Source organism: Chitinophaga sp. 180180018-3, from assembly GCF_037893185.1.
Lineage (GTDB): Bacteria > Bacteroidota > Bacteroidia > Chitinophagales > Chitinophagaceae > Chitinophaga.
The window spans coordinates 3,479,097-3,501,052 of the sequence record NZ_CP140772.1; the positions used below are offsets into that span (position 1 = coordinate 3,479,097).

Genomic DNA, 21,956 nt, shown 5'->3' on the forward strand with positions numbered 1-21,956 from the left:
TTGAGATGATACCTTTATTGATTCCACAACTGCGAATAATAGCCATTCATTGTTACCAGATCATCATGAACACCCTGCTCCTCAACGGTGCCGTCTTTAATGACAATAATCTTATCTGCATTCATGATGGAGCGTAACCGGTGGGTAACTATGATGATTGTTTTATTATTTTTTTTCAGGTCGATGATGACATTTTGAACAACCCTGTCGCTGATACTGTCCAGGGAAGAAGTTGCTTCGTCCATGACCAGGATATCGAAATCACGGTACAATGCCCGGGCTATACTCAATCGCTGTTTTTGTCCCCCCGAAAGATTGGTGCCATTTTCGCCGATATAGGTGAGAAAACCACCAGGGAGCGTTTCAATAAATTCCAGCAATTCCAGTTGTCTGCAGATACCCACTACTTTTTCAATATCCGGGGAGGGATCGCCTACAGCGATGTTTTCAATGATGTTACCGGCAAACAGTGTAACGGTTTGTGGTATAACGCTAATGGCACTACGTAAGGATTCGGTAGCTACGTATTTCAGATCAAACTCCCCGATGAATATTTTGCCGTTATCGATGTTATATAATTTCAGCAACAGGGAAATGACGGTACTTTTGCCGGAGCCGCTAACACCTACGAGGGCTGTGATTGTTCCGGGCTCAATGCTGAAAGACAAATCATTCAACACTTTAGCGCGGGAACCGTACCTGAAATGAACATTTTCGAAACGGATCTTTTGTACGCCCGACTTCAAACTGATCTTGTCATCATCCGATTCCTTTTCAAGATCCATTATCTCAAACAAACGGTCGGCCGCAATCAATGCTTCCTGTATAGACCGGTTAGATGTTACAATAGATGCAATAGGGCCGGTAAAATATCCGATTAACGAATAAAGTGAGAACAGCTCTCCCGGGGTCAGGTTGTTTTTAAAAATATAGTAAGTACCTACCCAGAACAATACAATAGTCATCAACTTAGAGAAGACGTCTCCTGCAAAAAAGATCCTGAGATTATTAACGGAAACTTTGTAAATGCCTTTCAGCAGATCAACAAAACTTTCTTCTGTTTTTAGATTAGAGAATTGTTGGAGATTGAACACCTTGATGGTTTCCATCGCATTCACACTTTCCACCAGCTGGCTTTCCAGGTGGGCAGATCGTTCCATCACGGTTCGCGCTGTTTTCTTATTCAGCCGGTTCGATATAAAATAGAGCAGGGCGTAGAATGGAAGGCTAACTGATAAGATCAACGCCATTTTCACATTGTAGGTGAACATCAGGATAAATGAAAACACAACAATACATATGTTCACCAGGAAAGTCACCGCTACATCATTGATAAAAGTGCGAATCTTGATAGCATCATTGATGCGGCTGATGATTTCACCGGTCCGCATATTATTGAAAAACGACTGCGGCAATTCTGTCAATTGCTTGTAGTAGCCTAATATCAGTTTCACATCGATGATCTGTCCGACCTTGATATTGAGTACTCCCCTGAGGATACCTATCACCAGCTGGATGCCTGTAATAAGTATAAGAGCGATACTCAACAGGTTCATCAGGTTCCCGTTATAATTCGGCAGTACATAGTCGGTGATCTTTTCTATATAGATAGAAGTAGCAAGCCCAAGTACTGTATAAAGAAGTGCGCCGAGGCCAAGCTGAAACAGGTTGCCTTTATTAGGGCTTACGATTTGCCAGAATTTACTCCAGTGCGACTCTCCTATTTTTTTCTTTTCGAAGTTTTCGCCGGGCCTCAACAATACCATGAATCCCGTCCACTCTTCATAGAACTTTTGCAAGGTGATCGTCTTCAGGTCTCCCTTTTCGGGATCCATTATCCGGATCTTGTCTCTAGCCGCCTTATATACGACGATATAGTGTGGATATTTCCCCTGAGCAAGCACATGCGCAATAGCTGGCAGGGCAATTTCCGGAAACTTCCCGTCCTTTTCAATTTTTACACCCTTTCCCTCAAACCCCAGGCGCCTGGCACCTTCTACAAGCCCCAACAAAGTAGTACCTCTTCTGTCGGTATTTACGTATTGCCTTACTCTCGCAATCGGTATCTGTAACTTGTAGTAGGCACTGATACTAGCCAAAGCCGCCGCTCCACAATCCATGGGATCATGCTGTTGTATTTTTACTCCTCGCATATAATTATCTCAATGCACTAAGTTTAAATATTCTTTTTATGCGGTTTAATTCTGTTCGGGGCTAAACCAATCATTTACTTTCGTAAAGGCCAGCTGCCACAAGCTTTTGCGCCCGACATAGAAAAAGGTTTTGCCTGTCATGCCTTTGATCAGGCTTCCCTTATAACCGTTTTTCAGTTGCAGATAATTTTTATCCAGTTTGCATCTCACCATATAATACGGCTGATTATTGACAACAGTCACATCTTTGAAGATCTCAAAAACAGCGCCTTTCAAAGTGCCCCAGTCGTAATAGTTGTAGGCATCAATTTGTATTTTCACGGGCTGCCCCGTTTTGATATAGCCGATATCCTTTGGCTGTACCAGGCAGGCTGCTATCAAACCAGTATCAGGTACTATTTCAGCGAGTTGTTGTCCTGGTTGTACAAAAGAACCCTGTTGTATTCCCTCTGCTTTAAAACCAATCCCCATTGTATTAGCGATGACAATACTATTGGTGATTGGCTCTACCAGCTGGTTTTCCTTGATATTCAGGTTGCTTTTTTCTGTTGTATACTGATACCTGTCGGTTTCCATCTGTGACTTGAATTTGCTGGCCAGTAAATCCATATCCGACCGTGCCTGGTTATATTGTAACTGCGACTCTTCAAACTCGTTAGAAGAGATTACCTTCTCGCCAAAAAGCCATTTGTTACGCTCATAGCTTTTAGTGATTCTGTCCAGTTTGAAGACCAGTTGCTTCTTCTGATCCAGGTAATTTTGATAGGCCACCTGGTATTGGCTGGTGTGTAAGTTCAACAGTGAATCATGAGATAATGAGCGAAGTATTAAAGAGATATCGTACAGGGATTCTTCAATGATCGACTTCCTGCCCTGCGTCAGCATTAATTCAGTTCTGACAGCCGTATTATTAATTACCAGCAGGGTGTCACCTCTACTTACGTTTACGTTATCAGTAATATTCAATTTAACGATCTTGCCTGCCACCGGCGCAATCACCTTCTCCTTAAGCTTGATGGATTGTACAGTAGCAGCAGACGATGTGGTCACATCAACACGGATCACCGGAAGCAGCACTACTATTGCGATCACAACAAACAGCAGGAAATTATAGAGAAAATTAGAGCGCGAAGAAAGTGTACTCAGGTAAGAAAAACTGTCTTTTTCTGCATTTAGTAACAATACCTTTTTTTCTGCCGCTGGATGATTATTCATATTATACTCTTATAGTAACCCTGCATAGATTTAAGAAAAAGCCGGATAATTTATCCGGCCTTTTCTATTTCACGAAAAGCTGCTTAGTTAATGCATTACATACCAGAGGAATTTCCCCATCATGTAGCCAATGTAACTAACTGATATCAAAATAACGACTACACAAATAATCTGTGCAAAATCACTATTATTATCAAACGATATTCTTTTAAGAAAATCCATATAAGAGTAGTTTAACTTTGATTAATTGGTTTGTCGTGGTTTGAAGAAGCAGTTGCTAACTATTTCGCATTAGCCTCAGCTTCTTTATAACCCACATAAACGCTTACACAAAAAAGTGAAGTAGCAACGAGGGTGATTGTCCAGCTTCCGCCGCTGTCAACCATTTCCATCTGGTCGTCAGATAACTCGGTTACTGTTCTTTTTTCAAACATGGGTTGTGACATATTGGGTTTGTTGAATACCAATTCTTTTTCCATAAATCAAAGTTTTTGAATAAACGTGTAATTAAACAGAAACCTGTGGGGCTTAGTGAGTCGCGTAATAAAGCGCCTTACCACAGTAGTAGCCAATAGCAGCTGCACCTGCAGCAATGCCAACGCCGGCAGCGACAGCGCAAAGAACGGTAGTGCCGCCGTCAACTTCGAGCATTTCTTTTTCAGAAAGTTCGGAAACTGTGCGTTTTTGCATTAAAGCTTGTTTAGAAGGTACTGCTACAAAAGGTACGCTCTGGAGTTCCAATGTGGGATTGTACATTTTTTTTGATTTTTTTGGTTAAGAAATAACAATGTGTAAGCTTACAGACTTTATTATCGGACAGATAAATTACGCGTTTATAGTTAACATATACGTGCTCAGGTTTTTGTTTTTGGGTTCAGGGTTATTAGTTGCCGCTATATTTATGCAGCAGATCTAAAATAGTATATCCTGTCAATAAAAAACAAATTTTTTTTCATAAATATTTTCAGCGCGCTAAAAATATGATTACATAAATATCCGGAGAACCTGATCTGTCTTGTGTTTTTTTATTTATTATTGTGGTTAACAACCTTGTTATATTTTTTAACTCATGAGAAGTTTAGTTATTTGTCCCAACGATTTCCATTTATCATATGATTCATGTATTGCTTCCGGCTCCACTGAACTCCACGGGCAACCGATACATTTCGCACTGATCGAACGTCCGGAACCTGCATTCGACCCACACAAACAGACAGATCATGTTTTGGTGCAGAAGAAAGCTTTTTCCTGCAATTACCGTGATATAGCATATATGATCCTTGCGCAACAGAAGATCAATGAAGCCGGAAAGGAAATAAAATTTCGACCTATTGGGTCAGAATTCTGCGGCGTCGTTGTGGAAACAGGGAATGATGTTACACATCTAAAGAAGGGCGACCGGGTTATTCCGAATGCTTTCTATCCATCACCTCACCCGAAGGTTGCCGCCGGAGTGGCCACTAATTGTGCTTCTAATGAATACGAGATATTTCATGCAGAGAAACTAGTGAGCATACCAAACGTGATGCAGGATGAGATCGGCGCTGCTTTTACGATCGGCGCACAAACTGCATATGCCATGATCGACCGGCTTCAGATCAATGAGAACGGAAGAATATTAATTACAGGCGTTAATAGCAGTACCTCTTTATTCGTACTGAATATGTTGCATGGACTTGGCTTCAGAAATATTTCCGGTATTTGCAGAAATGATCAATTTATACCCCGGCTCAGAGCTTTGGGGCTAAATAACATTTTCCTGATACCTGCGCAGTCAAAAGATAGTTTAATTGATATACCAGCAATCAGGGAAGATATTATCCGTCATGGCAGGTTTGATTATGTGATAGATCCATTTGCCGATTCAAACCTGCTGAAATGTTTGAGCGTTATGGCGATGAACGGAAAGTATATATATTGCGGTATTTCCGATCAGGTGAAATTCTCCGAACAGATCATCAACTCGAGCCATTTCCAGCATATTCTGACTGCTAATATTTCAATTATCGGGAATTGCCTGGGTAGTTCAGAACACCTTGAAAAATCAATCAAGCTGTTTGAGCAACAGAAATTACCTGTATTGCTGGATGAAGTGATAGAAAATGATATAGCCCGTTTTTTTGAGAGATCGTTTGTTGCGCGTGATAAGTTCGGGAAAGTTGTTTTCAAATATAGATAGTGCTTAGCCTTTAGAAAAATGCAGCGAAGATGATCTTGTATTAGAAGTACTATACTTTGCTGCATTTTTCTAAAGACTAAAGGCTAAAGACGTTCACAAATTCAATCACCTCGCCATCCACTCCATACACCAGTGCGTTGTGCACTTCCAGCGGGGGATCTCCCAACAACAACACTGATGGCGCTATACAACTCGTTGCACCGGCTGCCAGTGCATCCTCATAAGCTTTCACTACATCCACAACATTTAGTGCCAGATGCAGCAATGCTCCAGCCACCGGCTCTTCGCCAGGTTGTCTTCTCCGGCCCTGTGCAGCAACGTTTGCATGTTGGTCAAAAATTTCGATGAAACTGTTGGTGCCCGGAATCCTCAGCAAAGCTGCATATTCGATATTGAACTCCGGCAAAGTCCAGTGATGATAAGGCTCCAGGCCAAGCGCCTCATAAAATCTGATAGTAGCTTTGTAATCTTTTGCCTGTATAGCTACATGATGTATTCCTGTTATATTTGTCATGATGCAAATGTAACAGGACGATCATTCTTAAAAAGGTACTGAGAAAATTGTTAGTGCCTTGTTAATGAAGTTTCCTTACCTCAAGGCGCTGGGCACTGTAGATCCCCGAATGTCCGCTGAAATAATAAGCCGTAAAACAGGCCACCGCGAAATACAACACGTGTGTGGTGCCAAATAATTCAATACCCATCAGTGTGCAGGCAATCGGAGTATTGGTAGCTCCGGCAAAAACGGCAATGAAACCAAGACCGGCAAAGAGATCTACCGGTGCGCCCAGTAACAACGCCAGTGTATGGCCCAGGGTGGCGCCAATAAAAAACAGTGGGGTCACCTCTCCCCCTTTGAAACCCATGCCCAGGGTAACTGCCGTGAAAACCAGTTTCCAGAGCCAGCTCCAGTTATTTATGTGACCGTTAGGGTCAAACGCAGCGAGGATACTAATGCCATCTGCTGACTTGCTACTGACGCCGAGTCCCAGGTAATCGGAGGTACCTGCCAGGTAGTTTAGTGCAATAATCATAACGCCCCCCACTACAGGAACCAGCCAGGGAATTTTAATATAGTCGTTTGCGTTAGCTTTGATGCTGTGTATCAATTTGGAGAAAAGAAAACTACTCAGGCCGAAAGCCACTCCGCCAACAATCACCTTGCCCAGTAACCAGCCGTCTATATGAATGAATGGTACCGCCTCCATCAACGCTTTCCCGGTATAAGTGATCTGGTAATGGGTGTGATGTATGCCCCAGGCACTGCAAACAATATCTGCAAACACGGCTGCTATCAGGCAGGGAATCAGGGCATCATAGCGCATTACTCCAATGGCCAATACTTCCAGTGCAAACACCGCTCCTGTCAGCGGTGTACCGAACACAGCTCCAAAACCCGCGGCGATACCGGTTGTCAGCAATATTCGTATATCCAACACCGATAGGCCCAGTTTCTTTCCTATCAAACCGGCCATGCTACCTCCGATCTGAACGGCTGTTCCTTCACGGCCCGCAGAGCCACCAAATAAATGAGTAATAATGGTGGTGAGTAACACCAGCGGCGCCATACGTGCAGGGACCCCGCCACCGGGCTGGTGTATCTCCTCCATAATAAGATTATTACCTCTCTCCGCCTGCTTCCCTGCCAGCCGGTATAACCAGTAAATCAGCACACCCGCCACCGGCAACAGGTACAACAACCATTCATGCTCCCAGCGGATATGCGTTACCTGGTCGAGCAGCCATAGAAACAATGCTACCAGCGAACCTACAACAATCGCAACTGGAATTACCAATACAGTCCATTTCAGCAACTGATAAGCAACCGTTAATTGTTCCGGAAAAGTTTTCGTTTTTTTCATATCCTACAAATAGCAGTAAAGAATGGTATCCTGTACCATCAAATATTTGTAGGCGCCATCAGACAGCGGGAGCTGCCGGTTTGGGTCAGGAAGACACCATTTCCTGTTGTCAAACAAAAATACATTTATTCTTTTAATAATCCAGCATAAAATGCTGCTCCCCATAAAGCCGTCTTATCATTATTGACGATATGTACAGGCGTGCTGGCTAATAATTCCGCCATCCGGTCGCCCTGCAGATAGTGATGATAGAACTCCCCGGTTTCCAGCATAACAGCGATCTTCGGAGGAATCCCTCCTCCCAGGAACAGTCCACCGGTTGATTTCATTTTCAACACCAGGTTGCATGATTCTCTCGCCAGATACCGTACAAATAACTCCATTGTTTTCATACATACCGGTACCTTTCCTTCCAGCGCAGCCTTACTGATCTCCGCAGAAGGATCGCCGGCATCCATCGCAGCTTTCAGTGCTGAAGGCTCTTCCATCCCTTTGATATCTCTCAGAAACTGGTAAATATCGTGTATACCCGGACCACTGATGAGGCGCTCCCAGCTTACGATTTCATATTTTTCCTGTAAATACCTGAGTAAAAGAATATCAAGGTCCGTTCTGGGAGCAAAATCCGTATGCCCTCCTTCTGTCGGGAACGGGTGATGGTATGTTCCATCCCAGTACAAGCCGGCCATTCCCAGCCCGGTTCCCGGAGCTATAATCGCCATATTACCGGCATGGTCTCCTGCTCCTCTGTGCAAGGTGGTCAGCTGCTGCGACGATAAAGTAGCCAGTCCGTATGCGGTGGCCTCGAGGTCATTGATCAGCGCTACTGCCTGTATTCCCGTCCCCTGGCGAATCTCCTCTTCACTTAACTCTCTGCTCAGATTAGTCAGCTCTACTTTTCCCCTGACCACAGGACCCGCAACGCCAATGCATATACGTTGAGGCGGCGTATCCTGGCATTCACCAAGAAACTGCCTAATCATGTCAGAAAAGTTCTTATACTCACGGGAGGCATATTTTTCCTCCCTGATCAGGTTTAATTCACCATTCTGAATACTGAATAACGCCAGGTTGGTCTTTGTTCCCCCCAAATCGCCAGCCAGCAAATAGCTTTTCCGGTCGCCATCGTGCGCCGGTTCAACAAAACGTGGAAGATATGACTGCTTTTTCAGTGTTTGCATCGCCGAGGAAGTTTGTTTAAAAATAAGGTTTATCTGAAGAAATTACGAACAGTCTTTAGTTTTTAGCTGTTAGCCGTTAGTAAAAATGCGGCGAATAGGATGTTATATTAAAAATAATTTGATATCCGAGACATTTTACTAACGGTTAAAGCCTTGGAACACCTTTTGCGTCGGGGAAACCGTACCATTCAAACAAAATGCGATATGGAAAGACACACGTATCAGACGGGAATTATCGGCAACTGCGCCTTCCTGGCGCATATCAACAAGAATACGAATATCGACTGGCTTTGCTGGCCCCGCATGGATAGCAGCTTTATCTTCGGCGGGTTGCTGGATCAGAAACGCGGCGGCACTTTCTCCATTTTGCCTGAGGAAAGTTATTCGTCCCACCAGTTCTACATGGAAAATACCAATATCCTGTGTACTGAAATTACCACTACGGCCGGGAGCTATCGCATCACCGATTTCGCGCCCCGCTTTATGCAATACGAGCGCTTCTTCAAGCCACTGATGCTGATCCGCAAAATAGAACCCATGGAGGGGTCGCCCAGGATTAAAGTGAAATGCGAACCTGTATACGACTACGGCGCCCGTAAACTCAGGCCCAGAAGAGGCAGCAGCCATGTGGAATATGTTGGAGGCGATGAAAGCATCCGGCTGACCACCAACATCGCAGTGAGTTATATCATCGACGAGGAATATTTTGTGCTGAACGACACCAAGTACCTGATACTTACTTATGGGCATCCGCTGGAAGCCCCACTGGCTAGTACCGCCGAACGGTTTCTCCGGGAAACAGTCCAGTATTGGCGTACCTGGATCAAGCATTCCTCTATCGCCAATTATTTTCAACCCTACGTGATCCGGTCGGCCCTGGCGCTTAAAATACACCAGTTCGAAGATACCGGCGCTGTCATTGCCGCCAGCACCACCAGCTTACCCGAATTTCCCGGCAGTGGCCGCAATTGGGACTACCGCTACTGCTGGATGAGAGACTCCTATTATATTATTACCGCGCTTAATCACATCGGGCATTTTGAAGAAATGGAGCGCTACTTCGGCTATATCACGGATATATCCTTTTCCGACGACCTCCGTTATCAGCCGCTTTATGGAATTACCGGCGAGCGGATACTGACGGAAACCATACTGCCTCACCTCGACGGCTATATGAATAATACACCCGTTCGTATTGGAAACCAGGCCTATGAGCACATTCAAAACGATATATACGGACAGGTACTGATTTCCATGCTACCATTATATACTGATCACCGCTTCGTATTTTCAGAGCGGAAAGATTCCGGCAGGTGGCTGGATTTATTATTAAAGAAGATAGAAAGAACGATTGATGAGAAAGATGCGGGCATATGGGAATTCCGCAATATGGCTAACATCCATTGCTATACGAATCTGTTCCAATGGGCAGGCTGTTCTGCTGCTGAGAAAATGGCACGCACTATTGGCAACGAAACGCTGCTGCAAAAGGCAATTGCGCTGAAAGAAAAAGCAGCCGCCCACATCGAAAGCTGTTACGATCCTGTACGGAGAGTATATACCAATGCAGCAGGTAGTCAACATCTCGATGCCAGTACCCTGCAGCTCATCATGATGAACTACCTGGACCCGACTTCTGAAAAAGCGCGCGACCATCTCGCCGCCTTGGAAAGAGAGCTCAAAACTCCGGAGGGGCTCTTCTACCGCTATCTTCATTCCGATGACTTCGGTAAGCCCAAGACCACTTTCCTGGTTTGCGCTTTTTGGTACGTAGAAGCACTTGCCTGTGTAGGCCGGCTGGACGAAGCCCAACAGGAATTCAACCGCCTGCTCCAATATTCCAATCACCTCCTCCTTTTCAGCGAAGACGTCGACGCTGAAAGCGGCGGCCAATGGGGCAACTTCCCCCAGGCGTACAGCCATGTAGGATTAATGAACGCTGCATATAGGATTGCGATGAAGCTGGATATGCCGATATTTTTGTAATTACGAATTAAAAATTACGAATTACGAATTATGAGCGAAGACCTAAGCGAGTAATATCATTTATTATTATTTGCTTAGGTCTTCGCTCATAATTCCTAATTCGTAATTTTTAATTCGTAATTCTATTCAGGGTTCTCAGCAAATGCCGCACTTCATGATAACTCCTCAGATAATACTGTGCGGCCGACACCTGACTGCCCACCTTAACTGTAATGGCTTTGTGCGGGAGCGCTTTAAAAATGTCTTCGTCGGTAACGTCATCTCCCATAGCCATTATAAAATCATATCTTTTGTGATTCATCCAGCTGAGGGCTGCTTTGCCTTTGTTAATCTCTATATTCTTTACCTCTATTACTTTATCACCGGGTAATGCCTGCAGACCTTTATCAACAGTATAATAACGGAGGGTGGTCATCAATTCATTGGCGCGTTGTTCTCCGAGGCCTGATTCTACGTTACGGTAATGCCACACGAGGGAGAAACTCTTTTCTTCGATAAAAGAACCTGGGGTACGGTCGGCGACCTGCTCTATGATGGGCTGGATTTCCTGTTTCCATTTATCGTTAAGTCCGGGTAACTGATACCACTCTCCTTCCCTGGTTTTCTGCCAGGCACCATGTTCCGCAATAAGATCCAGCTTCATATGGCCAAACCACTCCCCCAATGTTTCATGCTTCCTGCCACTAATGATCACCAGGTCATTCCCCGGGATAGCGGCCAGTTCCCGCAGCAGCTGATAGAGATCCGGATCAGGTGAGGCCATGTCTATATCCGGCTGAAAACCAACCAGGGTGCCGTCGTAATCGAGAAATATAATGCGCTTCTTAGCATGGGAATATTGCTGCCGGATCAATACGGCGGTTTCCTGGTTCACGCGCCGGGCAAGCATGTTCTGTTGCATTTCATTCACTTCCTGCAACCGGGTCGTAAATAACTTCACCCAGTGATGGATATTGAATTTAGCGACGATGGAACGCATTTGTTTCATCCGTCGCTGTTGCTCTTTGAGCGGCATGTTCAGCGCATCCACAATGGCTCTTGTAATAGCTCCTATATTGTTGGGATTTACGATGATCGCATCAATCAACTCTTTAGATGCACCAGCCATTTCACTGAGGATCAGTACGCCATCATTATTATTGCGGCTGGCTACATACTCTTTGCTGACGAGATTCATGCCGTCGCGCATAGGCGTAACAAGGCAAATATCGGCGAAGTTGTAGAGCGCAGACAGTGTTTCCAATGGAAATGAACGATAGAAATATTGAATCGGATGCCAGGTCAGCGTGCGGAAACGAGCGTTGATATTACCTACCTGTTTATCTATCTCATCTCTCAATTCCTTATACTGCGGCACGGTATCGCGGGATGGTACTACAATCATATATAATACCACCTTGCCTGCATATTCAGGATGCAGTTGCAGCAGCAGCTCAAACGCCTGCAGGCGTTGCAGTATGCCCTTGCTGTAGTCCAGCCGGTCGATCGACAGTACCATACGCTCCTGCTGGAAATTCTCTTTCAATGTTTGCATCTGGTGCAATACCCCCGAATCCTGGCCCATTGCGGCATACTTGTCGAAGTCGATGCCCATGGGGAATGTTTCCGCTACAATGGCGCGGTCGTTGTACGAAACTACATTCGCTGACGTGTTTGCCGGCAGCAGGCGGCTAACGGCGTCCAGGAAATGCCGGGTGTCATCGAACGTATGAAAACCCATCAGATCGGCGCCGAGCATGCCTTCCAGTATTTCTGTCCGCCACGGCAGAAGCCTGAATAACTCATAAGATGGAAATGGAATATGCAGGAAAAAACCGATGGAGATCTCCGGCATTTCTGCACGGATCATCCCCGGTAACACGAGTAGCTGATAGTCGTGTATCCAGATTGTATCGCCGGGCTCCGCTACTTTCATAATAATATCCCGGAATTTTTTATTTACCTGATAATAGGCGTCCCAATACACCTGGTCATAGTGGGCATAAACGGCCATATAGTGGAAAACAGGCCACAGTGTTTCGTTGGAAAAGCCCTCATAAAAATTGTTGATCTCCTCCTGAGTCAGGAAAACCGGCATCAGGTTCATTTTACGCAGTACCTTAGCCACTTTCTCCTGTTCTTTCTGCTCTGTGACTTCTTGTCCCGGCCAGCCTATCCATATATTATTACCTTCCTTATAGATAGATCCGAGGCCGGTTGCCAGCCCTCCTTCACTGGGTATCAGTGTGTAATCTCCGTCGGTTTCCGTCATCTTAACCGGTAGTCTGTTCGATACAATAATGGTCTTTCGCATAGTCAGTTTATATAATCTATTATCTAAATACATTCATCCGGACTGATGCTATGGAACAAAAAATGAACCCAAACGAAAGAATTAAGAATAGAGGATACAGAATCATAGTGTCGGAGGAACTACAGCACTAAGTTTTCCAACAGTCGGCATCATTGTTTTGGGTGAAGGCGTGGTTGTTACATTACAGATTTTCATCCCCCAAATAAAGCAGCATGCTGCCACCCAGGCAACATGCTGCTTCGGTATACTATCTCATTAGTAGGTATTAGTGACGATAATAGAATTAGTCATGTCATTAAAAGTACCAACCAGGCAAGGTGTACTTGCAGACACTGTATAATTCTTTCCCCCTGCAGTTGAATCAGCAAAATTACTGTTATACAAAATTGCGAGGCGCCCGGCAGGTGTCTTAACACTGGATAGATCATTCGGTTTTATACCTATTGTTGGGAATACCCCGGTGGGATATCCGCCGATAGCCAATGCAACCATATAACCACCGTATTGGCAATTCTGGTAAACCTGGACCCTTAAGGTGTCTGGCGTCGTTACGGTATTTGGAGTATTCAGCAAACTCACATACCGGGTAAAATTCTTAAAACGGCCAGCGTTGGAAGCATCCAACATTTTTATGTAAGGGTACAATTGATTCGGATATGGTTTAAGCCATACGTCCAGTGCATACACACCTCCGGTAGGGTTATAGCGCGCCAGCCTTGTGGTACGCTCACTTGTAAACATAGAGTTCGCAAAGTCCATATGATAAAGCCCGCAGAGAAACGTTTCCCAAAAGCTAATGGCATTTCCCAACTTTAAGCCGATCTTGTTGGTTTTATCCCTGAGCGTATTTCCGGCAGTGTTCCCTTCCATGGAATATACCGCTCTCAAAGTAAATGCAACATATTGCAGCCCATATTGCAGGTAAATTACTGCATCGCGATCTACAAAATCGGTGGTCTTACCACCGGACAGGAGATAGTTGTCTAAAAAAGTGCTATAAGACGACTTTGCTGTTGAGAGCAACGAATTGTCGCTCAGAATATAAGCGGAATAGAACAGAAAACAAATACGAATTGCTTCCCAGTTATTTACCTGATTAACGGTATTTCCATCCTGTAATGTCATATTATAGGCGCCCACCGTAGCCCTCCTCAGTATCCAGCCGTCAACGGTATCCCGGTCCGTTTGCCTGAAAGAGCTACGTACTACTGAATAAGCTTCATAGAATGGTAGAAACCCTGTTTCTGTTGGTCTGTGCCACGATTGTACATTCACTTTAGCCCAGGCTTTTAGTATTTGCGCTGCCTTGTCCAGGTATGGTTGCCTGGCTACTGAATCATCAGTTGCTTCTGACTTAAATGCCAGGGCCATCAGCCTGTTACCATCGGCCCCTGCAGCTGCGGCAGCTCCGGAAACACTGTAGATCGATGAGTATCCGGTAGGCGTATACGACAAAGCGGCATTTGAAGCTGTATCATACAAGTTCTGTACACCATTATTGGCAGCCACATCTGCCTTGAACTGGCTATGTCCCTGCTGGTCGAACAACAGGTTCGTCGAAAATGGTAAAGGAGCTGTAACAGTGCTGGCAAGTGACAGATCTCCACGTTTGCTAATTTTCTCCAATTCATTTTGGCGGCAGGAAATGGCCAGCAGCATTACACCAGCGACCCAGGATAGCCTTGTTGTAGATTTCAAAACGGACATCATATTAGTAGTGTTTAGTTAACAAATCATTCTAAATAAAAACAGCTGCAATACAAGGTCTTCTTCACCTTCCGGCAATTGCTACCAGGTGCTTGTCCTTCAATTGCGGAACTTTCCGGTGCTAACATAACAGATAGTATTGCTTATACTATATAAGACACCAAATAAAGCTAACAGGTGCAGTGCCTGGGGATTTTTTTTCAACGCCTTATTTCAGCCAGCAATCAGATGGCCGGCAAAGCGCAATATTCAGCTGGCGAGGCTATTTGTGTGGGGCTTATTTGTCACCAGGGGCATCGCGTTGTTGCTTAATTTCATATTTTCTATTCCTGACTCTCCTCGTCACTTTATCCACATCTCCGCAGGTGCTCATACTGCACCATTTGCGGGAACCATTGCGGCTATTATCCAGGAAAAGCCAGCCACAGGACGGACATTCCTTAATGGCCGCCTGCCTGCCGGAGGTATAAAGCTCCACGGCCGATTTCACCAGCCACCAATACACCTGTTCCAAAGCGGGTGCATTGAAAATGAGTTTACCATTCCCTTCCTGCCAGGTCATTTCCAGGTTCGCGAATGCTTCGCTGAGGTAGTTGTTAAATTGCAGCAGATCTGTTGCCGCCGGTTTCCTGCCGCCTGCCATCGCCACAAATAGCTGATGCAACAATTCCCTTAAACGGATACTTTTCTCAAAAACCATGGCCGCTTTCTGCGGATAATCTTTTCCCAGTCTTTCGAGCGTATGGAGAATTTTGGGAGATAGCGTCCCGGCATGTTGATACCATTTCAACAAGCCTGCATAGCTATCAAGATAATCAACGGACTCTTTTTTCTTCCGGTTGTCGATGGTGTTGATAAAATCAAGACACAATACTCCGCCGTCCAAACGGAGCTGATCAATGGATTTCCGGGTAGCCATTTCAGGATGATTTTATTGGATAAAACAAAGGTAGCAGAAATTATTAACCAGTAAAATTAGTTTTACTGGTTAATAATTTCTGCTACCTTTCAGGGCCAATTACCTTATTAAGGAAATACTTTAATAATATTAATATAGGAAGATGTAAATCAATTTATTACCACCATAAAAAGAGCGTCAAAAAAGCTGTTTCCAAAGTAATTCTGATACAATTTTACCATTGATCTTTTCATCAGCTCTCCCAATTTACCAGCTATCTGCCTACAAATACATTATTTACTTAACATATACTTCTATAATACCATTTGTGGGTCTTCTGGGAGCCAGGAAACTATCGATCTTATGATAATTTTCTTCCAGATCTTTTCTTAAAGCAAACGGGAAAAAGTTATTCAGGGTTGGGACATACTCATACAATACCAGGTCATAATGATGGTCCTTTACTTTCGATTTGAAGGTAGTCAGCTGGCGGTTAAACATGCCCACACCGAAGTGATACCACAAAGGGTAATCGGGCCCGGTTTCTTCTTTATAGGGCATCGCTGCTGCAAGCGGTGTCAGCTCTGTCATATTCAGTACTTTGATATCTCCCTTCTTCTCTTTTACCACCGGCAAAGCCATGATGCGTTCCATTCCTTTTACAGTAGATTCGGGCATGTATATTTTGCGGAAAGGTTTCAGGTCGGAAAATACCCACGACGACATAGGCACATCTGTAGTGTCGAGGTTGAGCATATAGTTGCGCCGGTTTACCACATTCTCACGCTCCCCGCTTTGCGTAGCTGCCATTTCCTGCGCAGGGAACAACCGGTCTGCAAACCTGCCTACATATTTCCACCAGGTGCCCGACCACCAGAAAAGGATCAGCAAAGTGCCTCCCAGCAGGGTACTGAATTGTTCTGTTTTAATTTGAAGAGATGCACACAAGCTACTGGCAATGAATGCAAATGCAAAACTGTGGAAGAAGATGTTGTTATCGGGCGGTGTATAACTGGTTACCTGGAAAATAGCAGCCTCTCCCAAAATGCCCAGTGTCAGCATTACGAACAGCACCTGCCTGCGGTTCTGCAACCAGGCCCCCCATTGTTTGATCTGAGTGGCCATGCAGAGTATCACCAGCACCACGTATCCTTTAATCCAGTTTGAACTGCCCAGTATTTCATCTGTAAAATCGTTTATGGCTAACCGTGAGCTATGCGGCGGCTGACCATGATTGAACCAATACGCAAATCCTGGCATCAGTGGCACAATGAATATCACAGCAATGATAAAAAACAGACCTATGAAAGCCAGGAGATCCAGCCAGCGCCGGGTTTGCCAGCAATTGTAGGCAGTAAAGGCCAGGCAAAGCATCAGCGCCATACCACCTCCATCCTGTTTTGTAAAAACAGACAGGAAGATGAAAAGTGCAGACGCAGCCATCCAGGCGTACTTACGTACACGGCTATCTGAAAAAAATGATTTCAGCAGGAAAGCGATACCCACCAGCTCGTATACAATCACCGTTTGGTTATACCAGGGCCAGAAGTTGAAGAAGGAATATGAGAGTACAAATACTAACACCGACAGCATCCGCACGCCTGGCGTTACATCCAGGCTACGCAGAATAGAGCGGAAAGCCAAACCACCTATAATATTAATGAATGCCTGTGCCTTCACCAACGTAATCAGCGCGGGACCAAACAGCTTAAAGAAAATGGCCGGTACAATCCAGAAGCCATATCCCAGCGGCGAACCGAAATCTTTAAAGGGTACTTGTCCGGATGAAATCCTGTATGCACCTTCCCATGAAAGAAAAATATTTACACGATAAGGGTATGTCACGAATAAAGGCACCAGGGCAAGAGCAACAATAATCAGTATTTCGATGGCGGCCAGACTGCGGCCTTTGGTAGTATTTACCGGCATATAGATTGGGATTCGCTATAATTTAGTAATGATTGTGTTACACGAGTGGCAGCAAATGTATAGAATTAATTGTAATTTGGCACCGTTAAACATCATCTTTAGATCCCCATGAAGTATATCGCGCTGCTGAGACCCGGCCAATGGTTAAAGAATGCTTTCCTTTTTATCCCGCTTTTTTTTGCCGGAGAAATCTTCGATATCGCAAAACTGAGCAGTATGGCGGTGGCGTTTTTGTCCTTTAGTCTTGTAGCCAGCAGCATCTATATCATCAACGACTTCCGGGATATAGAAGCCGACAGGCAACATCCGGTGAAATGTAAGCGTCCCCTGGCTTCCGGGGCGGTGTCGAAACAGGTAGCCATTGTGCTATTTGTTATCTGTCTGCTGGCGGGGTTCGCCACGGCTTTTCTGATAAGAGAGAAATTTGCGTTTGTACTGGGCATTTATTTCCTGCTGAACCTGCTCTACTGTTTCGGACTGAAAAACATTTCCATACTGGACATCATGATTATAGCCACCGGCTTTGTGCTGCGGGTGAAATGCGGCGGTGTGGCCGCCGGCGTAGCTATTTCGGAATGGCTGGTGATCATGATATTCCTACTGGCATTGTTTATGGCGATTGCGAAACGCAGAGATGATATACTCATTAAACTGGCTTCAGGAAAAGAAATGCGTAAGGCGGCAAAGGGATATAACCTCGATTTCCTGAACATCATGCTGGCCCTCGTATCGGCAGTGATCATTGTTTGCTACCTGATGTATACCATCGCGCCGGAAACACAGGCCCGCATGCATACCTACCGGTTGTATTATACAACACTTTTTGTAATTGGCGGATTATTACGATATTTGCAAATAACCTATGTGGAGAACAACACAGGTTCGCCCACTAAAATCCTATATAAAGACCGTTTTATTCAATTAACCATCCTCCTGTGGATCCTGAGTTTTTATGTGTTAATTTATTTACCGACAGATAAAACATTTTTTGAATAATGCAAAAACGGTTGGCCAACTGGGGAAACTTCCCGGTTGTTGCAAGTGACGAGAATTCCTTTACGCAGGAAGATCAGCTTCGTCAGTATGTGATGTCTCATACACACATTATTGCCCGGGGAAACGGGCGCTGTTATGGCGATGCTTCTCTTGGCAGGCATAGTATATCGATGCTGAAATACGACAAGATGCTGGATCTTGACATCGCAGCAGGTGTCATTGATGTGCAGGCGGGTGTAACGCTCGACCAGATCCTGGATATTATTGTGCCTAAAGGATGGTTTCTCCCGGTAACCCCAGGCACCAAATACATTACGGTAGGTGGTGCAGTAGCTTCAGATGTACATGGCAAAAACCATCATGTGGAAGGTGCCTTTTCCGGGCATATTGAGCATATGGATGTACTGACAGCTTCCGGGGAGAAGATCACCTGCTCGGCTACTCTTCACCCCGATCTGTTCTGGGCCACCTGTGGCGGAATGGGCCTTACCGGGGTCATCACCCGGGTGAAGTTCCGGCTGAAGAAGATATCCACTGCCTATATCCGGCAAACGCAGCTGAAGGCGCGTAACCTCGAGGAAGTGCTCCGGCTGTTCGATGAATACAAGCACTATACCTATTCCATGGCGTGGATCGATTGCCTCCAGAAGGGCGAATCATTCGGTCGCAGTATCCTCATTGTAGGTGAGCATGCCACTCCGGAAGAACTGGATGAACATCAGAAAAAGGCGCCGCTTACGTTGCCGGCTAAACGAAAACTCAGCGTGCCGTTCAATCTGCCGTCATTTATACTGAATACCTTTACGGTTAAAGCATTCAACTGGCTATACTACGCAAAGAACTATAAAAGGGAGATGCATAAGGTTATTCCCTATGAACCATTCTTCTATCCCCTGGACGCCATTCTTCACTGGAACCGTGGCTACGGGAAGGAAGGATTTGTGCAGTATCAATTCGTAGTTTCGCTGGAACAAAAAGACGGGTTGATCGCTATACTCCGCAGGATCAGTGAAAAGGGCTGGGGATCATTCCTGGCAGTGCTGAAAGTTTTCGGTAAGCAGGACAGCCTTATCTCATTCCCAATGGAAGGCTATACCCTGGCGCTGGATTTCCCTATCCGGAAAGGGCTATTTGAATTCCTGGATGAACTGGATGAAATTGTGCTGCAATATGGAGGACGTTTGTACCTCTCCAAAGACGCCCGGATGAAGCAGCATATTTTCTGGAAGAGTTATCCGAATGCCGGCAGGTTTGCCGACATCGTTAAACAATACAATAAAGACGCCCGGTTTGAATCCCTCCAATCCGAGCGCTTATTATTGACTAAATAAAAAATACCGGGAGTTACAAACACCTCACATGTCCACTGTACTACTATTAGGCGCAGGATCAGACATGGCAATAGCCATGGCCAGAAAGTTTGCGTCAGAAAAATACCAGCTCCAGCTGGCAGGCCGCCAGGTATCAGCGCTTATGCCGCTGCAAAAAGACCTGCAGGTACGCTACGGCGTATCTGCTACCGTACATGCCTTTGATGCAACGGATTTCAGCTCGCATGCCGCTTTTTACGCCAGTCTTCCCACTCCCCCCGATATTACCATTTGTGTATTCGGCTATCTTGGCGATCAGCAGAAAGGCCAGGAGCATTGGGAGGAGGCTGCTGCCATTATCAATAGCAACTATACCGGCGCTGTGTCTGTTCTGAATATCGTGGCAGCTGATTATGATAAACGAAAGCAGGGAATAATTATAGGAATTAGTTCAGTAGCTGGTGAAAGAGGTCGACAAAGTAATTATCTTTACGGAAGTGCAAAAGCTGGTTTTACAGCTTACCTAAGCGGACTAAGAAACAGACTTTTTCGTAGTGGCGTACACGTGATGAGCGTGCAGCCGGGCTTCGTGAATACAAGAATGACGCAGCACCTTTCCCTCCCGCCGTTGCTGACCGCGCAACCGGAGGAAGTGGCCAGCGCTGTATTCCGGGCTATGCTAAAGAAAAAGAATGTGCTTTATGTGAAGTGGCAATGGAAATATATAATGCTCATTATCAAATCCATACCTGAGGGTATTTTCAAAAAGCTTTCACTGTGACTATTGCTTTTTTTGATTTTGATGGTACTATCACTAAGAAAGACACCCTGTGGGAAATTATTCGCTACCAAAGAGGCGGTGCGTCTATGTATGCCGGCATAGTACAGCTGCTCCCCTCTTTCCTGTTATTTAAGCTGCGGTTGCTGCCCGCTCAGCAACTGAAAGAAACCGTGCTGGGGTATTTCTTTGAAGGGATGTCGGTGGCTGATTTCACCGCCGGCTGCGAGCGTTTTTGTCGCGAGAAACTCCCGGATATGCTGCGCCCCCAGGCATTGGAAACCATCCGCAGGCACCAGCAAAACGGACATCATGTGGTGGTGGTATCCGCCTCCGCACAAGATTGGGTGGCCCCCTGGTGCCGGGCCAATAATATCGTTTGCCTTGCTACCCGGCTCGAAGTAAAACATCGTTTTATCACCGGCAAAATAGACGGCGTCAATTGCAATGGCGAAGAGAAAGTGAACAGGATACGGCAGGCATACCGGTTGGAAAACTTCGAAGAAATCTATGCTTATGGCGATAGCAAGGGAGATCTGCCCATGCTGGCGTTGGCACAACATGCTTTCTTCAAACCATTCCGTGGACAAGCGCCGGACATGAACTAATTAAAAATGCCCCACCATAAAGGCGAGGCATTTTTATTATTGTAACAGATTGATTGTACGATGTTATGCTAATCAGGCTGCTTTAGCCTTCTTCAACTGAGCCGGAGTTATCATGGCTGGCTTCAGCTTAATAATCCCTACGAAGTTCAGTAATTTCATTACCTGATAGCTGGGATCCAGCTCATACCATTTTTTGGCAAAGTTCGGACTGTCTTTGAATTTGTGGTGGTTATTCTGAAACAATTCTCCCAACAGCACAATACCCCAGGGTGAAGTATTTCTTGAATGGTCGCCATTGTCGAAGTTCTGATAACCGTATTTATGTCCACACCAGTTAACCACAGCACCCTGTACTGGTCCCATCAGGAAGTGGATAGGTAACAGTAAATACAGATACCACATACCTGCCGGAACAAATATCACATAAAATGTAACATAAGCTGCTATCCAAAGCAAGCGGATAATGTTGTTGTCGCCGATTTTATCCATTGCATCCCACTTGGGTAAAGGCTCCTGCAGAAACTGCGGATCCACTGTACTGGTATCGGTTACGAAACCGTTGTATATTTTACGGGTATGCACCATCATGGTCCATACATCCTTAAAGAAATGCGGAGAATGCGGATCTTTCTCAGTATCGCTATATTCATGGTGCATGCGGTGCATTACACCATAGGCCCGGGGAATCAGATAAGATGAGCCCTGGAAAAGCCATGTGCAGAAATAAAAGAAACGCTCCCAGAACTTACTGGTAGTATACATCTGGTGGGATGCGTATCTGTGTAAATAAAATGTGTGGAAGAACAGTGAAAAGAACCAATGCACACAAAAGAATATCAGGATCGCCGTCATTTCGATACT

18 protein-coding genes and 1 riboswitch are annotated in these 21,956 nt (G+C 45.2%); of the genes, 6 read left to right on the forward strand and 12 right to left on the reverse strand.

Going from position 1 to position 21,956, the window contains the following annotated elements; translation table 11 throughout:
- Positions 1 to 14 precede the first annotated feature (14 nt).
- The 4 genes from UNH61_RS13765 to UNH61_RS13780 all read right to left on the reverse strand — a co-directional run bounded on the left by UNH61_RS13765 (position 15) and on the right by UNH61_RS13780 (position 4,124).
- Entirely contained in the window at positions 15 to 2,153 is a 2,139-nt protein-coding gene (locus UNH61_RS13765) for a peptidase domain-containing ABC transporter (RefSeq protein ID WP_326992521.1), read from the reverse strand.
- A 45-nt stretch (positions 2,154 to 2,198) separates the two neighbouring features.
- Positions 2,199 to 3,368, reverse strand: coding sequence for an HlyD family efflux transporter periplasmic adaptor subunit (locus UNH61_RS13770; RefSeq protein ID WP_326992522.1), 1,170 nt, complete (start codon positions 3,366 to 3,368; stop codon positions 2,199 to 2,201).
- A 281-nt stretch (positions 3,369 to 3,649) separates the two neighbouring features.
- On the reverse strand, positions 3,650 to 3,847 hold the full coding sequence (locus UNH61_RS13775; protein WP_326992523.1) for a hypothetical protein: 198 nt from the start codon (positions 3,845 to 3,847) through the stop codon (positions 3,650 to 3,652).
- A 49-nt stretch (positions 3,848 to 3,896) separates the two neighbouring features.
- Positions 3,897 to 4,124: a class IIb bacteriocin, lactobin A/cerein 7B family gene (locus UNH61_RS13780; RefSeq protein WP_326992524.1), complete on the reverse strand. Its 228-nt coding sequence runs from the start codon at positions 4,122 to 4,124 to the stop codon at positions 3,897 to 3,899.
- Between the two features lie 313 nt (positions 4,125 to 4,437).
- Between UNH61_RS13780 and UNH61_RS13785 the strand changes: the two genes are divergently transcribed.
- Complete coding sequence (locus UNH61_RS13785; protein ID WP_326992525.1) at positions 4,438 to 5,547, forward strand: zinc-binding alcohol dehydrogenase family protein; 1,110 nt, start codon at positions 4,438 to 4,440, stop codon at positions 5,545 to 5,547.
- A 76-nt stretch (positions 5,548 to 5,623) separates the two neighbouring features.
- On the opposite strand, the gene UNH61_RS13790 is transcribed toward UNH61_RS13785, so the two are convergent.
- From UNH61_RS13790 to glk, 3 genes are all read right to left on the reverse strand, one after another.
- Positions 5,624 to 6,061, reverse strand: coding sequence for a VOC family protein (locus UNH61_RS13790; RefSeq protein ID WP_326992526.1), 438 nt, complete (start codon positions 6,059 to 6,061; stop codon positions 5,624 to 5,626).
- A 61-nt stretch (positions 6,062 to 6,122) separates the two neighbouring features.
- On the reverse strand, positions 6,123 to 7,409 hold the full coding sequence (locus tag UNH61_RS13795; RefSeq protein ID WP_326992527.1) for a voltage-gated chloride channel family protein: 1,287 nt from the start codon (positions 7,407 to 7,409) through the stop codon (positions 6,123 to 6,125).
- Positions 7,410 to 7,451: 42 nt separating this feature from the next.
- A riboswitch (Fluoride riboswitch) is annotated at positions 7,452 to 7,522 on the reverse strand.
- 12 nt (positions 7,523 to 7,534) lie between these two features.
- Positions 7,535 to 8,590 (reverse strand): glucokinase, encoded by a 1,056-nt coding sequence (glk, locus tag UNH61_RS13800; RefSeq protein ID WP_326992528.1) that lies wholly within the window; start codon positions 8,588 to 8,590, stop codon positions 7,535 to 7,537.
- A 204-nt stretch (positions 8,591 to 8,794) separates the two neighbouring features.
- Between glk and UNH61_RS13805 the strand changes: the two genes are divergently transcribed.
- On the forward strand, positions 8,795 to 10,576 hold the full coding sequence (locus UNH61_RS13805; protein WP_326992529.1) for a glycoside hydrolase family 15 protein: 1,782 nt from the start codon (positions 8,795 to 8,797) through the stop codon (positions 10,574 to 10,576).
- Positions 10,577 to 10,685: 109 nt separating this feature from the next.
- Here UNH61_RS13805 and UNH61_RS13810 read toward each other — a convergent pair whose 3' ends face one another.
- The 4 genes from UNH61_RS13810 to UNH61_RS13825 all read right to left on the reverse strand — a co-directional run bounded on the left by UNH61_RS13810 (position 10,686) and on the right by UNH61_RS13825 (position 17,403).
- Entirely contained in the window at positions 10,686 to 12,869 is a 2,184-nt protein-coding gene (locus UNH61_RS13810) for a bifunctional alpha,alpha-trehalose-phosphate synthase (UDP-forming)/trehalose-phosphatase (protein ID WP_326992530.1), read from the reverse strand.
- Between the two features lie 255 nt (positions 12,870 to 13,124).
- Positions 13,125 to 14,579 carry a hypothetical protein gene (locus tag UNH61_RS13815; RefSeq protein ID WP_339071200.1) on the reverse strand — a complete coding sequence of 485 codons (1,455 nt, stop codon included), beginning with the start codon at positions 14,577 to 14,579 and terminating at the stop codon, positions 13,125 to 13,127.
- A gap of 274 nt (positions 14,580 to 14,853) precedes the next feature.
- A complete protein-coding gene (locus UNH61_RS13820; RefSeq protein WP_326992532.1) occupies positions 14,854 to 15,495 on the reverse strand; it encodes an ABATE domain-containing protein in 642 nt (213 codons plus the stop codon).
- 276 nt (positions 15,496 to 15,771) lie between these two features.
- The gene (locus UNH61_RS13825) at positions 15,772 to 17,403 is read right to left on the reverse strand and encodes a hypothetical protein (RefSeq protein ID WP_326992533.1); all 1,632 of its coding nucleotides are present in this window, start codon (positions 17,401 to 17,403) and stop codon (positions 15,772 to 15,774) included.
- A 108-nt stretch (positions 17,404 to 17,511) separates the two neighbouring features.
- Here UNH61_RS13825 and UNH61_RS13830 point away from each other — a divergent pair, with 108 nt between their 5' ends.
- Genes UNH61_RS13830 through UNH61_RS13845 form a run of 4 tightly spaced genes read left to right on the forward strand, consistent with a single transcriptional unit; the run spans position 17,512 to position 21,095 of the window.
- Positions 17,512 to 18,399: a decaprenyl-phosphate phosphoribosyltransferase gene (locus tag UNH61_RS13830; protein ID WP_326992534.1), complete on the forward strand. Its 888-nt coding sequence runs from the start codon at positions 17,512 to 17,514 to the stop codon at positions 18,397 to 18,399.
- The gene (locus UNH61_RS13835) at positions 18,399 to 19,730 is read left to right on the forward strand and encodes an FAD-binding oxidoreductase (RefSeq protein ID WP_326992535.1); all 1,332 of its coding nucleotides are present in this window, start codon (positions 18,399 to 18,401) and stop codon (positions 19,728 to 19,730) included. The genes UNH61_RS13830 and UNH61_RS13835 overlap by 1 nt, the downstream gene beginning before the upstream one ends.
- A 28-nt stretch (positions 19,731 to 19,758) precedes the next feature.
- Positions 19,759 to 20,490 carry an SDR family oxidoreductase gene (locus UNH61_RS13840; protein WP_326992536.1) on the forward strand — a complete coding sequence of 244 codons (732 nt, stop codon included), beginning with the start codon at positions 19,759 to 19,761 and terminating at the stop codon, positions 20,488 to 20,490.
- Positions 20,487 to 21,095 carry an HAD family hydrolase gene (locus tag UNH61_RS13845; RefSeq protein WP_326992537.1) on the forward strand — a complete coding sequence of 203 codons (609 nt, stop codon included), beginning with the start codon at positions 20,487 to 20,489 and terminating at the stop codon, positions 21,093 to 21,095. The genes UNH61_RS13840 and UNH61_RS13845 overlap by 4 nt, the downstream gene beginning before the upstream one ends.
- A 72-nt stretch (positions 21,096 to 21,167) precedes the next feature.
- Here UNH61_RS13845 and UNH61_RS13850 read toward each other — a convergent pair whose 3' ends face one another.
- Positions 21,168 to 21,947 (reverse strand): acyl-CoA desaturase, encoded by a 780-nt coding sequence (locus tag UNH61_RS13850; protein ID WP_326992538.1) that lies wholly within the window; start codon positions 21,945 to 21,947, stop codon positions 21,168 to 21,170.
- Positions 21,948 to 21,956: the final 9 nt, after the last annotated feature.

Excerpts from the sequence above, each read along its gene's own strand:
- UNH61_RS13815 (WP_339071200.1), bottom strand. The coding sequence starts at position 14,579 with ATGATGTCCGTTTTGAAATCTACAACAAGGCTATCCTGGGTCGCTGGT.
- UNH61_RS13780 (WP_326992524.1), bottom strand. The coding sequence starts at position 4,124 with ATGTACAATCCCACATTGGAACTCCAGAGCGTACCTTTTGTAGCAGTA.
- UNH61_RS13810 (WP_326992530.1), bottom strand. The coding sequence starts at position 12,869 with ATGCGAAAGACCATTATTGTATCGAACAGACTACCGGTTAAGATGACG.
- UNH61_RS13795 (WP_326992527.1), bottom strand. The coding sequence starts at position 7,409 with ATGAAAAAAACGAAAACTTTTCCGGAACAATTAACGGTTGCTTATCAG.
- UNH61_RS13830 (WP_326992534.1), top strand. The coding sequence starts at position 17,512 with ATGAAGTATATCGCGCTGCTGAGACCCGGCCAATGGTTAAAGAATGCT.
- UNH61_RS13805 (WP_326992529.1), top strand. The coding sequence starts at position 8,795 with ATGGAAAGACACACGTATCAGACGGGAATTATCGGCAACTGCGCCTTC.
- UNH61_RS13770 (WP_326992522.1), bottom strand. The coding sequence starts at position 3,368 with ATGAATAATCATCCAGCGGCAGAAAAAAAGGTATTGTTACTAAATGCA.
- UNH61_RS13850 (WP_326992538.1), bottom strand. The coding sequence starts at position 21,947 with ATGACGGCGATCCTGATATTCTTTTGTGTGCATTGGTTCTTTTCACTG.
- UNH61_RS13825 (WP_326992533.1), bottom strand. The coding sequence starts at position 17,403 with ATGCCGGTAAATACTACCAAAGGCCGCAGTCTGGCCGCCATCGAAATA.
- UNH61_RS13785 (WP_326992525.1), top strand. The coding sequence starts at position 4,438 with ATGAGAAGTTTAGTTATTTGTCCCAACGATTTCCATTTATCATATGAT.
- UNH61_RS13840 (WP_326992536.1), top strand. The coding sequence starts at position 19,759 with ATGTCCACTGTACTACTATTAGGCGCAGGATCAGACATGGCAATAGCC.
- glk (WP_326992528.1), bottom strand. The coding sequence starts at position 8,590 with ATGCAAACACTGAAAAAGCAGTCATATCTTCCACGTTTTGTTGAACCG.
- UNH61_RS13765 (WP_326992521.1), bottom strand. The coding sequence starts at position 2,153 with ATGCGAGGAGTAAAAATACAACAGCATGATCCCATGGATTGTGGAGCG.
- UNH61_RS13835 (WP_326992535.1), top strand. The coding sequence starts at position 18,399 with ATGCAAAAACGGTTGGCCAACTGGGGAAACTTCCCGGTTGTTGCAAGT.
- UNH61_RS13775 (WP_326992523.1), bottom strand. The coding sequence starts at position 3,847 with ATGGAAAAAGAATTGGTATTCAACAAACCCAATATGTCACAACCCATG.
- UNH61_RS13820 (WP_326992532.1), bottom strand. The coding sequence starts at position 15,495 with ATGGCTACCCGGAAATCCATTGATCAGCTCCGTTTGGACGGCGGAGTA.
- UNH61_RS13790 (WP_326992526.1), bottom strand. The coding sequence starts at position 6,061 with ATGACAAATATAACAGGAATACATCATGTAGCTATACAGGCAAAAGAT.